7 protein-coding genes and 2 rRNA genes are annotated in these 15,113 nt (G+C 48.9%); 5 read left to right on the top strand and 4 right to left on the bottom strand.

The features are described 5' to 3' along the window. Positions 1-57 precede the first annotated feature (57 nt). From nifJ to HQ41_RS01055, 4 genes are all read right to left on the bottom strand, one after another. On the bottom strand, positions 58-3,615 hold the full coding sequence (gene nifJ / locus HQ41_RS01070; protein WP_044186735.1) for a pyruvate:ferredoxin (flavodoxin) oxidoreductase: 3,558 nt from the start codon (positions 3,613-3,615) through the stop codon (positions 58-60). Positions 3,616-4,108: 493 nt separating this feature from the next. Continuing rightward, positions 4,109-4,447, bottom strand: coding sequence for a hypothetical protein (locus HQ41_RS09755; protein ID WP_044186734.1), 339 nt, complete (start codon positions 4,445-4,447; stop codon positions 4,109-4,111). Between the two features lie 326 nt (positions 4,448-4,773). Then, positions 4,774-7,047 (bottom strand): exo-alpha-sialidase, encoded by a 2,274-nt coding sequence (locus HQ41_RS09205; protein WP_052405202.1) that lies wholly within the window; start codon positions 7,045-7,047, stop codon positions 4,774-4,776. A gap of 38 nt (positions 7,048-7,085) precedes the next feature. Then, complete coding sequence (locus tag HQ41_RS01055; RefSeq protein WP_081964706.1) at positions 7,086-7,820, bottom strand: porin family protein; 735 nt, start codon at positions 7,818-7,820, stop codon at positions 7,086-7,088. A gap of 747 nt (positions 7,821-8,567) precedes the next feature. Here HQ41_RS01055 and HQ41_RS01050 point away from each other — a divergent pair. The 5 genes from HQ41_RS01050 (at position 8,568) to rrf (ending at position 15,082) form a co-directional block, all read left to right on the top strand. Next, positions 8,568-9,476, top strand: coding sequence for an ABC transporter ATP-binding protein (locus HQ41_RS01050; RefSeq protein ID WP_044186731.1), 909 nt, complete (start codon positions 8,568-8,570; stop codon positions 9,474-9,476). Then, the gene (locus HQ41_RS01045; protein WP_235316872.1) at positions 9,439-10,788 is read left to right on the top strand and encodes an ABC transporter permease; all 1,350 of its coding nucleotides are present in this window, start codon (positions 9,439-9,441) and stop codon (positions 10,786-10,788) included. The genes HQ41_RS01050 and HQ41_RS01045 overlap by 38 nt, the downstream gene beginning before the upstream one ends. Before the next feature lie 10 nt (positions 10,789-10,798). After that, positions 10,799-11,278: a low molecular weight protein-tyrosine-phosphatase gene (locus HQ41_RS01040; RefSeq protein ID WP_044186726.1), complete on the top strand. Its 480-nt coding sequence runs from the start codon at positions 10,799-10,801 to the stop codon at positions 11,276-11,278. Between the two features lie 734 nt (positions 11,279-12,012). Beyond that, positions 12,013-14,898 (top strand): 23S ribosomal RNA (locus tag HQ41_RS01035). 74 nt (positions 14,899-14,972) lie between these two features. Further along, a 5S ribosomal RNA gene (gene rrf, locus HQ41_RS01030) occupies positions 14,973-15,082 on the top strand. The last annotated feature ends 31 nt before the right edge of the window (positions 15,083-15,113 follow it).

Genomic DNA, 15,113 nt, shown 5'->3' with positions numbered 1-15,113 from the left:
GAGCTTGACGCTCCGACGCACCCGCTTGGTTGTCAATAATTGTTGTCTAAACTAACCTTATTCGGCAGAGATAGTTTCTTCTTCCCAAATGCGGTTAGCCAAACGCTTGTAGCCTGCATAGCGCCACTGTGAGTTGCGCTTAGCCTCCTCAAAGAGCTCGGTAGCCTCTGCTGGATATTGCTTCTTGAGAGAAGCATAACGAACCTCACCCTCTAGGAATGGAATGAAGTTGTCCCAGTTCGGCTCCTTGCTATCTAGAATGAATGGGTTCTTGCCCTCCGCTTCTAGATCTGGATTGAAGCGCCATAGGTGCCAGTAACCGCAGTTCACAGCATTTACCTCTTCCTTCTGAGCCTTACCCATGCCAGACTTTAGACCATGAGAGATACAAGGAGAGTAAGCGATGATCACAGATGGTCCATTGTATGCCTCAGCCTCACGGATAGCCTTGAGTGTCTGAGCAGGGTTCGCCCCCATGGCGATCTGAGCTACATACACGTAACCATAGGTAGTGGCGATCATGCCAAGGTCTTTCTTGCGAACACGCTTCCCAGAAGCTGCGAACTTGGCGATAGCACCTACTGGAGTGCTCTTGGAACTCTGACCTCCAGTATTGGAGTAAACCTCGGTATCTAGTACTAGGATATTGACATTGGCTCCAGAGGCGATCACATGGTCTAGACCACCGAACCCTATATCGTATGCCCAACCGTCACCACCGATGATCCATTGGCTACGCTTGATAAAGTACGAACGCATATCGTACATCTTCTGGCATACGCCTGTGATGCGACGTGCGATAATAGGTTTGATCGCATCGGCTAGAGCCTTGGCTCGAGGAGCGTCCTCACGGTTGTCAATCCACTCACGTAGTAGCCCCTTGAGCTCTGCGTGATCGATGTCGGGGTTAGCGATACACTCCTCTGCAAGACGCACAAGGCGCTCACGCATCTTGGTATAGCCAAGGTGCATACCTAGACCGAACTCTGCGTTGTCCTCGAAGAGTGAGTTAGCCCATGCAGGCCCTTCGCCTCGCTCATTGACAGTATATGGTGTAGACGGAGCTGAGCCAGAGTAGATAGATGAGCAACCAGTAGCATTAGCAACCATCTGGCGATCACCGAATAGCTGGGTAATCAGCTTGACGTATGGCGTTTCTCCACAGCCAGAGCAAGCACCCGAGAACTCAAATAGAGGTGTCGCAAACTGAGAGTTTTTCACGTTTGAGGTAATGTCTACCAAGTGAGCCTTGCTAGATACCTCGGAAACCATCTTATCCCAGTTGTCCTGCTCGGGGAATTGTCCTTCAATCTCCTGCATCACTAGCGCCTTGCCGTTTTTGTTGCCGGGACAGACGTCTACACAGTTGCTACAGCCTAGGCAGTCGAGTACATTCACTTGGATACGGAAGGTCATATCGGCAAATTGCTTACCGATAGCCTTGATCGCATTGACGCCCGTTTTAGCCTGCTCGTCGGCTGTCATCACGAATGGACGAATCGTAGCGTGAGGGCAAACGTAGGCACACTGGTTACACTGGATACAGTTCTCTGCGATCCACTCAGGTACGTGAGAGGCTACACCACGCTTCTCGCTAGCGGCCGTGCCATTCTCCCAAGTTCCGTCTTCACGACCTCTGAACTGAGATACTGGGATACTATCACCATCTTGAGCATTTATTGGGCGAACAATCTTTTGGATAAACTCGCTGTCGTGTGGGTATACCTCTGTTGGGTCGTTGGGTAGATTAGCCCATTCAGGCTTCACGGGCACTTCAATTACGTCAGAGCCACGATCTACTGCAGCGAAGTTCTTATTAACAACGTCTTCGCCCTTCTTGCCATAGCTCTTGACGATCGCCTTCTTCATCTGTTCTACTGCCAAGTCGTAGGGGATAACGCCCGAGATCTTGAAGAATGCAGACTGGAGGATTGTGTTGGTGCGATTGCCAAGACCGATCTCAGCAGCGATACCCGTTGCGTTGATCATATAGAAGCGAATGTTGTTCTTCGCTAGATGACGCTTAACCTTGTTGGGAAGGTGCTTCTCCACGCTGTCTACGTCCCACACAGAGTTGAGTAGGAACGTACCATTCTTCTTCAGACCACGAGTTACATCATATAGACGCAGATAGGCAGGTACGTGACAAGCTACGAAGTCAGGAGTAACCACGAGGTAGGTAGAGCGGATCTGGTTGTCGCCGAAGCGCAGGTGTGAGCAGGTGAAGCCGCCCGACTTTTTGGAGTCGTAGGCGAAGTAAGCCTGACAGTACTTATTGGTGTTGTCTCCAATGATTTTCACGGAGTTCTTGTTTGCTCCGACAGTACCATCGGCACCAAGTCCGTAGAACTTAGCTTCGAATGTCTTATTGTCCTCGAAGATCAAGTCTTCCTTCTCGGGCAGAGATGTGAAGGTTACATCATCTACGATACCGATCGTGAAGTGATCCTTGGGTAGGCGCATAGATAGGTTCTCGAATACCGAGAGGATATGTGCAGGCGTAGTGTCCTTGGACGATAGACCATAGCGACCACCTACGATGAGAGGAGCATTGTCTACACCATAGTAGCATGAGCGCACGTCTAGGTATAGTGGTTCGCCATCGGCTCCGGGTTCCTTAGTGCGGTCAAGTACAGCTACACGCTTCACGGTCTTAGGCATAGCTGCCAAGAAATGCTTGGCACTGAATGGACGATATAGGTGCACGGAGAGTAGACCAACCTTCTCGCCCTTGGCACGTAGATGATCTACTACTTCACGGATCGTTTCGGTCACAGATCCCATAGCGATGATTACATGCTCGGCATCTTCTGCACCATAGAAGTCGAAGAGGTGATACTTGCGGCCTGTTACCGTGGCGAGTTTGTCCATATACTCCTGCACGATCTCGGGCACTGCATCATAGAACGGATTGGCAGCTTCACGGTGCTGGAAGTAAACATCAGGGTTCTCTGCCATACCACGTGACACGGGCTTCTCTGGGTTGAGGCCTCGCTCACGGAACTCACGCAGAGCGTCCCAGTCGATGAACTGAGCTAGATCTTCGTTGTCTAGAGCCTCAATCTTCTGGATCTCGTGTGAGGTGCGGAAGCCGTCGAAGAAGTGGATGAAAGGAACGCGAGCCTTGAGTGTGGCCAAGTGGGCTACGCCTGCTAGGTCCATAACCTCTTGCACAGAACCAGTACAGAGCTGAGCAAAACCTGTGGGGCGAGCGGCCATAACGTCTTGGTGGTCGCCGAAGATAGAGAGCGCATGCGTAGCGATAGCACGAGCTGATACATGGAACACCGTTGGGAGTAGCTCCCCTGCGATCTTGTACATATTGGGGAGCATCAGCAGTAGACCCTGAGATGCAGTGTAGGTCGTAGTAAGTACCCCAGTCTGTAGTGAACCATGTACAGCACCTGCTGCACCAGCCTCGCTCTGCATTTCTTCTACCAGTACGGTCTCTCCAAAGATGTTTTTGCGTCCTTGGGCGGCCCATTCGTCTACGTATTCGGCCATCGTAGAGGATGGCGTGATTGGGTAGATACAGGCTACCTCGCTAAACATATACGAGATGTGCGCAGCAGCCTGATTACCATCACAGGTCAGAAACTTTTTTTCTTTCGCCATTTGTAGTAATCCGTTATTAACATTGTAAGACTTCTCAATGCTCCTCGACCGCCAGCTCAAAGAGCAGACAGAGGTGAGCGCTATAGTTAGGTTAGGGTTGTTTAGTAGGTTTTGTGCGAAACGAGCTTCGGATTATAACAACCAAAAGCAGACAAACTCCCCTATCTTTTGCGATAGCGACTAAGGGAGCCTATCTTTTTCGTTCACATATATACCTAATATTTGGTAGCAAAGGTAATTTTTCTTGACAAAACTACCAAAGTGTATTGATTAAGCCCTTTGATTTCATATTGTATCGTACTACAATATAGAGCCGTTGCTCCAGCTATTTGTGCTTGAGGGAGAACAGAAATAGACTATGCCTAGACTATGATACCTCCAGTGCATCGTATATAAATACGTATATACGAGTGGAGGCCACATCGAGATTTCGTTCGATGCTGCCTCCACTCCTAGGGGTCTATCGGTTGCTACTTGTGAGCAGCTCGTTAGATTACTTCTTGTCGCAAGCTTTTTTCTTATCGCAAGTCTTACCTTCCTTCTTATCACAAGACTTCTTGGCATCGCATGCCTTGGCGTCCTTCTTGTCACAAGCCTTCTTCTTGTCGCAAGTCATCTTAGCATCACAAGCCTTCTTATCGCAAGACTTGTCTGCCTTGCAGCAAGCCTTCATTTCGCATGCCTTGGCATCTTTCTTGTCGCAAGCTTTCTTAGTATCGCAAGCCTTAGCTTCCTTTTTGCAGCAGTCCTTTTTCTCTGGGGTCTGTGCGATAGCTGTTGTGCTGAAAAGCATTGCTACTGCCAAACCAAGAGCACCAAAAATCTTTTTCATTTTCTTCAATCTTTAGTTTTAGTTAGTATTATAAATGTGATATTCTCTGCTAAGGCTAGCTCGAGAGCCAAGCCTCTATGCAAAGCGAGTGGGCAATCTGATAAGCGAGAGTACCAAAGGCTCATAAATACCTCCACGAATGCACACCTATTCTCATAGCCTCTGAACCGCAAATATATTGTAATTTATCTTTCTTGACCCAAAAGTGAGTAAAAAAGTTCTTTTTATACTATTTTTTATCCCAAAACAGACCTTAAATAGATCGATTTTTGACTTTTTCGTCCATTCGTCCTTGGTCAAGAAACTAGATTAATCTACCTATCAGTCTACTGTCGTTTGCCAGCACGTAGCCAGTCTAGAGAGATGCGTGTGAAGTAGATGTCGTAGGCAGGTCTATCGTCCTCCTCAGAGATAATCCCTATCGTACCGTCGGGCAAGATAGCAATCTCGCTATACGCCGCCTCGCCTAGGCAAAGCGTGCGTGCATAGGGCCAAGTCTTACCCTCATCTTCGCTCATATAGATACGTAGATTGGTGCGATTGTCCGCCTCTAGGAGCGTATGTAGGAGGATATTCTTTCCTCCTTTGCCATCTTCTTTGCTGTATCGTGTTAGTGATGCGTTGCAGGCATTGCCACTCAGATCTTCCCATACACGAGGTCCCGACCAAGTCATACCATGATCTTCCGAGGTTACATAGGTGCGAGGTGTAGCCTTGTAGGCTCTATTACGGCTAGAGATCATCAGATCTCCGTTGGCGAGCTCCACGACTTTGGCTTCATCTCCGTTGTAGCGAGCCACAGGAGAGGCCTGCCATGTAGCTCCATTGTCGTCGGAGTAAACCATTACATTGTCCATCTGTCCGCCCCATTTAGCATCAATACGCATTGCAGCAACGAATGCAATGCGTCCCTTGCTCGTGATAATGCCATTGCCAGAGCCAAAGAATCCGCCATTGGGGTAGCGATCTGTCTGCACCATAGCGGTAATATCCTTGACAGGCGTCCAAGTTTTACCTCCATCGACACTCTGGCTATAGTACATCTCTAGAGGCTTCTTGGCTGCGCTTGGGTAGAACCATAGTCCGGAGCCTGCTACCATCACCATATGTATGGTCTTGCCGTCCGTGGCAATAGCGGCATCTCCATAGCCATGCTCGGGAGTCCCTTGTGCTACTGTAATGGGTTCACTCCACGTCTTGCCGTAGTCTTTGCTTATTTTGACCTCTACATCTATATCTTCTGGTAGATCGTAGTCGCTATTCTTACGCTTGTCTATCGCAGCGACAAGTGAGCCGTTATCTAGGCGTACCAAAGCCGGAATGCGGTAGTGCGCGGAGCGGTTTTCTCCCGGTGTCCAGACGAGCGTGCGCCCTAGTACGATCGTCTGCTCTCCAAGACTGCCTTGGTCTGGCGTGAAGTTCTTGCTCTTGGCAAACTTCAGGTTCTTAATCTCCGCCTTGATGATGTTCCCCTCCGTGGCATCCTCTGCCACGTCAGCCACTACCCAGAGCTTACTTAGATTAGAGAGCGTGGGGTTACCCTTGGCGGCACGCAGTGTAACCAACTCCTCAGTGGCAATTCCCTCGGCTACCAGCCTACCGGGGTTGCGATGATCGTACCGGTCGCCATTGGCAGTTTCATAAATCTTCAGGGCTTTGATATCCGATAGTTGTGTCGTCCCTGTAAGGCTGATGCTGATCTCTTGCAGCACATCTGGAGTGCGAAGTCCTACGGTCGCTAGACCTAATGCCTGTGTATCGCCACGACCTACAAGGCTACCATTGGTGCGGCGAGCTGTGAAAGACTTGATATTGGCATGCTCAATGCTTGTATCAAAGCCCATAAGGGTTGCCGTATGCTTGCCCGTAACATCTCTGATTGTGGTGTCGCCAATTTTATATCCATCGAAGTCGAAAGCGGCGACGAGTCCTTTAGTCCGAGGCTTGATGCGCTCTGTAGCTCTATCGGCGAGTAGCTCTTGGGGCGACAAAGCACGCTTGTAGAAGCGCAAATTGTCGAGCATGCCGCCGAAGTGGGCAAAAGCCTTACCCTCTTCCTGACCAGCACCGATGAAGAGTGGCAGCTCATTGGCCGTGTGCCAAGGCTCACTAGCCGAGATGTCGGCATTGTGAGTTTCATGCCCATCTACATAGAAGCGGATTTTGTTTGCTGAGCGATCGACCACCCAAGCCACATGATACCAGTGGCGCATCTCGCTCTTTTCGGCCGATGGCGCCCAGCCGTCGAAAGCATTCTTCGCACTGCCTTGGCGATCAGACAAGGTCGCTCCAACGAAATTCTTCGCCGTATTGCGTAGTACCATGAGGTCATATCCAGATCTGTCTATACTATCTCGTTTGGTATTGAGGCGGCGACCAACGACACGTTGAGTAGGCCCCCAGAAATAAGTCCGGTTGGAGTTGAACCAGAGGCTAATGGTATAGCTCTCGTTTGGAGCCACATCAAAGTCCGAATGGGCAGGTACACTGAGGTATTGCTTCGTGCCATCTAGCTCGATGATAGAGCGATGCTTTACATCACTTGCCGTAGCTGCCAAAGCAGAGCTTAGAGCAAGTGAAACAAGAAAGGTCTTCTTCATTGATTTATAATTATCCTGATTGTTGGTTTAGCCGCAAACTACTGGAAGTAGAATGTGAGGGCGATCATTCGATTCTGCCCCGAGCGGATCGCCTGCGTATAGTATAGGCGTTTATCCTCGGCCAGCTCGGGTCGGTTAGTTTGGATCACATTGGTCAAGCCATAGCTAAAGCTAAGCTCGGGCGATAGTTTGAAGTATCTGAGATAGAAGTCACAGCCTAGTGATAGGGATAATCCATAGTCAAGTGCCCTCAAACGTACTACATCTTCTCGCTTGCCTCCAAGGCTTAGGGCTGTGTAGACACCAGCCCCAACGTATGGGCGGACGTTGTTGAGTCTTAGGGCGGCATATTTGAGCATGAGAGGTAGGCTGATGTAAGTGGCTCTCTGGCCAAATTCAGCTACTTTTTTTACACCATCGCTATAGGCTATGGGTTTGTCGCCGAAGTGGAGGCTTGGGTTGAGCCGAAGCTCTAGTCCCGGGATTAGGACACGACCTGCCATAACGCCAACGCTGAAGCCGGGGCGGTAGTGAGGGACGTCTGCAAAGAGAGCTTGTCCCTCTGGTGTCACGAAGCCAGAGTTACTAATCCTAAGGTCTTGGGTATGTAGCCCCACGTTGAACCCTAGGTAATAAGTTTTTAGATCGCTGTATGGTTGATGTTTAACCCGCTCTCGCTGTGCCGTGCTCTTATGAATAGGAGCGAACCACAAGCACAGCAATACGATTAGCCATCGCCACTGCCCTCGACATATCAAACGCCTTTCTTCCATAGAAGACAAATTTACTCAAATCCTCCCGCTAGCCAAAAGAATGCCCAAAGCGACACTCACTACGTTCGTTTGTCCTAGGCTCGGAAACTTATGCCCCACTCGGGCTTTCTTAGCCTGTCGCTTGCAATCGAAGACATTGAAAAGCTACTTTTCGTCTTTTGAGTTAAAGTATGTAAATGTGTTTGGACTCGTTTGGGCGAACCGACGGAGGTTTTTGGGAGAATGGTTTCGCCCAAAATGAGAAATTGAAGGGAACGTTTTTTCTAATTAGTCCTACAATTCTCGGCAATGTGTCCACCAATCTCCCAAGATTGATGGGAAGAAAATCAGAAATGTCTGCTTTAATCAAACTCAATCTCTCCAGATCCTGTTTTATGTATCTGTAAATAAGTGTGTTGTTTTCGTTTTATTTTAGGCGGGTGTTTTCATTGGCCTAGGACTAAGTGCTCAAATAGTATTGGGCGCCGTGTGGAGCCTGTTAGGGGCTAAATACGGCGTGTGCCATTTTTGCTCTGTCCTATTCTCTTTTTCTCATCAACATTCTGAAATTTGAGCTAAAATATAAATCTCGCTTCTTAGCCAAGCACCGTCATGCGAGCAGGAATAATGGGAGAGAATGAACACGCAGGAGCGGAATCAGATAGAGAAAATTGTGTATCTTGCATTGTTTTTGGTATTCAGTACTCTCCCCCAAGCTGTGTGCCATAACGCCTATAAACAACAGCAAATTCAATACTTATCATACGTATGGCATTTATAGATGTACAGCATGTAAGCAAGCATTATGCCGCACACACAGCCCTAGACGACGTTAGTCTGTCCGTGCAGGCTGGGCGTGTTTTCGGCTTGCTGGGACCGAATGGTGCGGGTAAGACTTCTCTTATTCGCATCATCAATCGCATCACAGCTCCAGATAGTGGGACAATCCTTTTCGATGGGCATCCGCTCAAAGCTGATGATGTGGCACGCATCGGCTATCTACCCGAGGAGCGTGGCCTATACCGTAAGATGAAAGTGGGTGATCAGGCTATTTATCTCTCTCGCCTCAAAGGGCTCAGTAAGGCGGAGGCGAAGAAGCGCCTAGAGCAATGGTTTGAGAAGTTCGACATTATGCCTTGGTGGAATAAGAAGGTCGAGGAGCTCTCCAAGGGCATGCAACAGAAAGTGCAATTCATCTGCACTGTCCTACACGAACCCGACCTATTGATCTTCGACGAACCTTTTAGTGGCTTCGACCCTGTTAATGCTGAGCTACTCAAAAGCGAGATCCTACAACTTAGGGATCAAGGGCGTACGATCATCTTCTCTACCCACAATATGCAGAGTGTAGAGGAGGTCTGCGACGACATTGCCCTGATCAATCGCTCTCGTCTAGTGCTCAGTGGCACAGTAGAGGAGATACGTGCCCGATATGCTAGCCCATACGTGGAGCTGCGTGTAGATAGAGCTCTATCTCAGGAGGAGCTGGAGTACATCGACCCCATCAGCTCAAGGCTGCATCAAGGACAAATGGTGCTCAAGCTCATGCGTCGTGAGGGAGAGAGCAATAGAGCGCTCATCAACCGACTGCCCGAGTATATCAATATCCTAGAGTTTCATCAAGAGATCCCATCTATGCATGAGATCTTCCTTAATACAGTGCAGAACCATGATTAACTATGGTAAAATAGGGCTGGTTATCCAGCGAGAGTACATCACCCGTGTTGCCAAAAAGAGCTTTATCCTTATTACTCTGCTTGCGCCCGTAGTATTTGTGCTGATTGCTACAATCCCCATATTGCTCAGTCAGATGGATACGGGAGAGCAGCAGGTCGTTGCTGTGATCGACCGCACGGGGCAATATGCACCACTGCTAGAAGATACGGAGCAGTATCGCTTCGTCGTGGCAGACAAGAGTGCCAACGAATATCGCTCCGCAGGTGGCGAGCAGGAGATCACAGCTGTGCTGGAGATCACTGAGGATCTAGGTGTATCTCCCAAGGCAATCAACCTATTTTCTTTCAAGACTCTGCCCACGGGGCTAGAGCGGCATATCAATAGCTTACTCTCGACTTACGTGACGGATCAGAAAATAGCCTCGCACAATATCCCTGAGCTTAAAGAAATTATCCGTACAAGCAAGGTCGAGATCGTCGCCAATACCTACAAGTGGAGCGAAGATGGAGCCGAGAGTGTGAGCTCGGGGGCAGCTTCTAGTGTCATTGGGCTGTTGCTTAGCTTCGTCAGTTATATGTTCATCATGCTCTATGGAGGTATGATTATTCAGAGTGTCATAGAGGAGAAAAAGAGCCGTATCGTAGAGGTGATGGTGTCTTCTGTTCGCCCCTTCGAGTTGATGATGGGTAAGATCGTCGGTATAGGCCTAGTGGGGCTAACGCAAATCTTCATTTGGGTAGTTGCCCTTATTGGTATTGGCCTAGCTGCTCAATTCTTCCTAATAGGCGATTTGTACAGCCCCGAGGCCTTGGCCGCAGCACAGAGTAGTGGTAGCCTATCGGCAAGTGAGCTACAAGCGGCCTCGGATATCTTCGGTGTCATGCAGGGGATTAACTTCTTCCAGATGATTGTGTTCTTCGTGCTGTTCTTCATTGGGGGGTACCTGCTCTATGCTTCTGTATTGGCAGCGCTGGGGTCTTCCGTTTCGAGCGACGAGGATGCAGGCCAGCTGATGCTCCCCGTAACGATGATTATGGTCTTCTCTCTCTATGTGGGTATGGCTGCGGCCGAGAACCCCGAGGGCAATCTGGCATTCTGGACCTCGCTCATTCCGTTTACTTCGCCCATAGTAATGATGTCACGCCTCGCCTACGACGTCCCTCTCTGGGAGCAGATCCTTAGCCTTGTATTGCTCTTTGGGCTCTCTATACTACTTACCTACTTTGGTGCCAAAATTTACCGTGTCGGTATCCTGATGTATGGCAAGAAACCATCGCTCAGGGAGTTGTGGAGATGGATGAATTATAAGTAGAGGAGTTACGATGAGCCAAGAAAAGATTAAAGTACTGTTTGTGTGTTTAGGGAATATCTGCCGTTCGCCATCGGCTGAGGGTGTGTTCCTGCATTACATTGAGCATGAGGGCTTGGCTGAGCGATTCGAGATTGACTCGGCTGGCACTTCGGCCCATCACGAGGGCGAGCGAGCTGATAGCAGAATGCGTGCCCACGCAGCACGCAGGGGGTATGACCTCCTCTCGCTCAGCCGCCCCCTGAGGTATGAAGACTTCTTCCACTATGACTATATTATAGGTATGGACGAAGCTAATAGGCGCACACTCCTCGAGCGAGCACCGACCGAAGAGGCTGCAGGCAAGATCAGCATCCTAACGGATTGGGCGCCCAATCCCCTTCGGGATCATGTTCCCGACCCGTACTACGGCGGTAGCGAAGGCTTCGAGCTAGTTCTCGACCTAATCGAATACTGCTGTCCGTATCTCGTGGGTAAGATGATCAAGGGATAGGGTAGGATAGAGTACAGAAAAGTGGGGGCTGTAGCCAAATTACTTTGGGTTAGGCTCCCATTCTTTTTCTCTTGCCCTAGGTGGGAGTACGCTATTTCCTCTATACCGTATTACATATGGGGGGCTGTTAATCTTGCAGAGGGGTGTTTCTTCTGTTTCCCCTGCTTGTTTTGCTGATTTGTCTTTGTTTTTTGTGCTATTTGCTGTGTATGCGCAGGCATTCCTTGCCGTGTTCTTTTGTAACTTCTTTTTAGTTTTCAAGTAAATTTGGTAATTGAGATAAAAATTTTTTGTTGTTTTGTAAGTGCTTAGTATTTAATAAATAGATGTGTAGTCTGATACCCCTAACTGTCAGTTGTCCAAAAATATTTTGCTGTTAGATTTGGTTGATAAATAAAAAGTGTTCTATCTTTGCAACCGCAAACGAGACAAACGGCGNACCCCTAACTGTCAGTTGTCCAAAAATATTTTGCTGTTAGATTTGGTTGATAAATAAAAAGTGTTCTATCTTTGCAACCGCAAACGAGACAAACGGCGTCACTCGAGCGAGAGTGTCGGTCTTGGAAGAAGGACTAAAACGATGAACGACCGCAGGGTTGTTTGTTGCACTACAGACGAAGCCTAGAGCTTAGTCGGGCGATCATTGACATGATTAATAAGAAAACGAAAACAACTGTAGAGCAAAATAATTAGCAAGTATACAAACCGTGTACATATTTAGTTGTGTACATACGGCGCAAAATAGATAAGGGCAGACGGTGGATGCCTAGGCTCTCGGAGGCGAAGAAGGACGTGATAAGCTGCGATAAGCTGTGGGGATCGGCACATACGATTAGATCCGCAGATTTCCGAATGGGGCAACCCAGTACATTGAAGATGTACTACACCGCAGAGCGGTGAGCGAACGTGGGGAACTGAAACATCTAAGTACCCATAGGAGAAGAAAACAAAAGTGATTCCCTTAGTAGTGGCGAGCGAACGGGGATTAGCCCAAACCAATAATGTTTCGGCATTACTGGGGTTGTAGGACCACGCTGTATGATATATTCGATTAGAAGAACTACTTGGAAAGGTAGGCCGTAGAGCATGAAAGCTGCGTATTCGACAATTGAATTTATTGTTAGTGGTATCCTGAGTAGCGCGGGACACGAGTAATCCTGTGTGAATCTGGCGGGCCCATCCGCTAAGGCTAAATACTCCCGAGAGACCGATAGTGAACCAGTACCGTGAGGGAAAGGTGAAAAGAACCTCGAACAGAGGAGTGCAATAGACCCTGAACCCGTCTGCCTACAAGCGGTAGGAGCATCAATGTATGGTGTGACTGCGTGCCTTTTGCATAATGAACCTACGAGTTACTTTCACTGGCGAGGTTAAGTGATATTAGTCACGTATCCGAAGCGAAAGCGAGTCTTAAATGGCGCATAGTCAGTGGGAGTAGACGCGAAACCAAGTGATCTACCCTTGGTCAGGTTGAAGGTTGGGTAAAACCAACTGGAGGACCGAACCGGTAAGCGTTGAAAAGCTTTCGGATGAACTGAGGGTAGGGGTGAAAGGCTAATCAAACTTGGAGATAGCTCGTACTCCCCGAAATGCATTTAGGTGCAGCCTTTGTTGTTTCTTATACGAGGTAGAGCGACTGATTGGATGCGAGGCTTTCACCGGCTATCAAGTCCAGACAAACTCCGAATGCGTATAAGTTAAGACAAGGAGTGAGGGCATGGGTGCTAAGGTCCATGTCCGAGAGGAGAAGAATCCAGACCATCGGCTAAGGTCCCGAAATAATAGCTAAGTTGAATAAACGAAGTCAAGGTGCTAAGACAGCTAGGATGTTGGCTTGGAAGCAGCCATTCATTTAAAGAGTGCGTAACAGCTCACTAGTCGAGTGCTTTGGCGTGGATAATAATCGGGCATAAGCTATTTACCGAAGCTGTGGGATATTAATAATATCGGTAGGGGAGCATTCTAGCGGCGCAGAAGATCTGAGGACAACTCAGGTTGGAGCTTCTAGAAAAGCAAATGTAGGTATAAGTAACGATAAAGGAGGTGAGAAACCTCCTCGCCGAAAGACCAAGGTTTCCTGATCAACGCTAATCGGATCAGGGTTAGTCGGGCCCTAAGGGATAGCCGAACGGCGTACCCGATGGATGAACCGGTTAATATTCCGGTACTAATTATATGAGCGATGTGGTGACGGAGAAGTGACAGTCCTGCCAGCTGACGGAATAGCTGGTTGAAGGGTGTAGATGTTGATTGGGGTAGGCAAATCCGCCCTGAGAGTCGAACCTGATAGTACTCGGAGTGCATGCACGAAGAGATATGGACGTAATCAGGCTCCCTAGAAAACCCGCTAAGCATATTGTATAATTACCCGTACTCTAAACCGACACAGGTGGTTGGGTTGAGTATACTAAGGCGCTCGAGTGATTCGCGGTTAAGGAACTAGGCAAAATAGTCCTGTAACTTCGGGAAAAAGGACGCTCTCAGCAATGGGAGCCGCAGAGAATAGGCCCAGGCGACTGTTTAACAAAAACACATGGCTGTGCGAAATAGCAATATGCAGTATACAGCCTGACACCTGCCCGGTGCTGGAAGGTTAAGAGGAGATGTCATCGCAAGAGAAGCATTGAATTGAAGCCCCAGTAAACGGCGGCCGTAACTATAACGGTCCTAAGGTAGCGAAATTCCTTGTCGGGTAAGTTCCGACCTGCACGAATGGTGTAACGATCTGGGCACTGTCTCAACCGCGAGCTCGGTGAAATTGTAGTATCGGTGAAGATGCCGATTACCCGCAACGGGACGAAAAGACCCCGTGAACCTTTACTATAGCTTTGCATTGAATTTGGATAACAGATGTGTAGGATAGGCCGGAGACTAAGAAGCGGGTACGCTAGTATTCGTGGAGTCGCTGTTGAAATACGGCCCTTTTGTTATTTGGGTTCTAACTCGGAGAACTGAGGACACTGCATGGTGGGTAGTTTGACTGGGGTGGTCGCCTCCAAAAGCGTAACGGAGGCTTCTAAAGGTACCCTCAGGCCGATTGGTAACCGGTCGTAGAGTGTAATGGCACAAGGGTGCTTGACTGGGAGACAAACAAGTCGCACAGGTAGGAAACTAGAGCATAGTGATCCGGTGGTTCCGTATGGAAGGGCCATCGCTCAAAGGATAAAAGGTACTCCGGGGATAACAGGCTGATCGCTCCCAAGAGCTCATATCGACGGAGCGGTTTGGCACCTCGATGTCGGCTCGTCACATCCTGGGGCTGGAGAAGGTCCCAAGGGTTGGGCTGTTCGCCCATTAAAGTGGCACGCGAGCTGGGTTCAGAACGTCGTGAGACAGTTCGGTCTCTATCTGTTGTGGGCGTAGGAGATTTGCGAGGACCTGTCACTAGTACGAGAGGACCGTGATGGACTAACCACTGGTTTATCGGTTGTTCCGCCAGGGGCACTGCCGAGTAGCTACGTTGGGTCGAGATAAGTGCTGAAAGCATCTAAGTACGAAGCTCACCTCAAGATTAGATCTCCTTATAAGGGTGGTTATAGACGATGACCTTGATAGGCTACAGGTGTAAAGATGGTGACATCAAAGCCGAGTAGTACTAATAGCCCGAAATTTTTGCGCTTCAGGTTTGCATACGTGCTAAGCTTTTTAGTTAGTTTAGTTTTCTTATTAGTCGATGGTCGCTAGAAATTGACATTTTGGTGGTTATAACGTTGGGGTTCCACCTCTTCCCATTCCGAACAGAGAAGTTAAGCCCAATTGTGCCGATGGTACTGCGTCTAGTGGGAGAGTAGGTAGCCGCCAGTTTTTTGTAGAGGGGGAGTTAGTCGCAAGGCTG

This window comes from Porphyromonas sp. COT-290 OH860 (assembly GCF_000768935.1).
In the GTDB taxonomy this organism is placed as follows: Bacteria; Bacteroidota; Bacteroidia; order Bacteroidales; family Porphyromonadaceae; genus Porphyromonas.
This window is presented reverse-complemented; position numbering and strand designations above follow the sequence as displayed.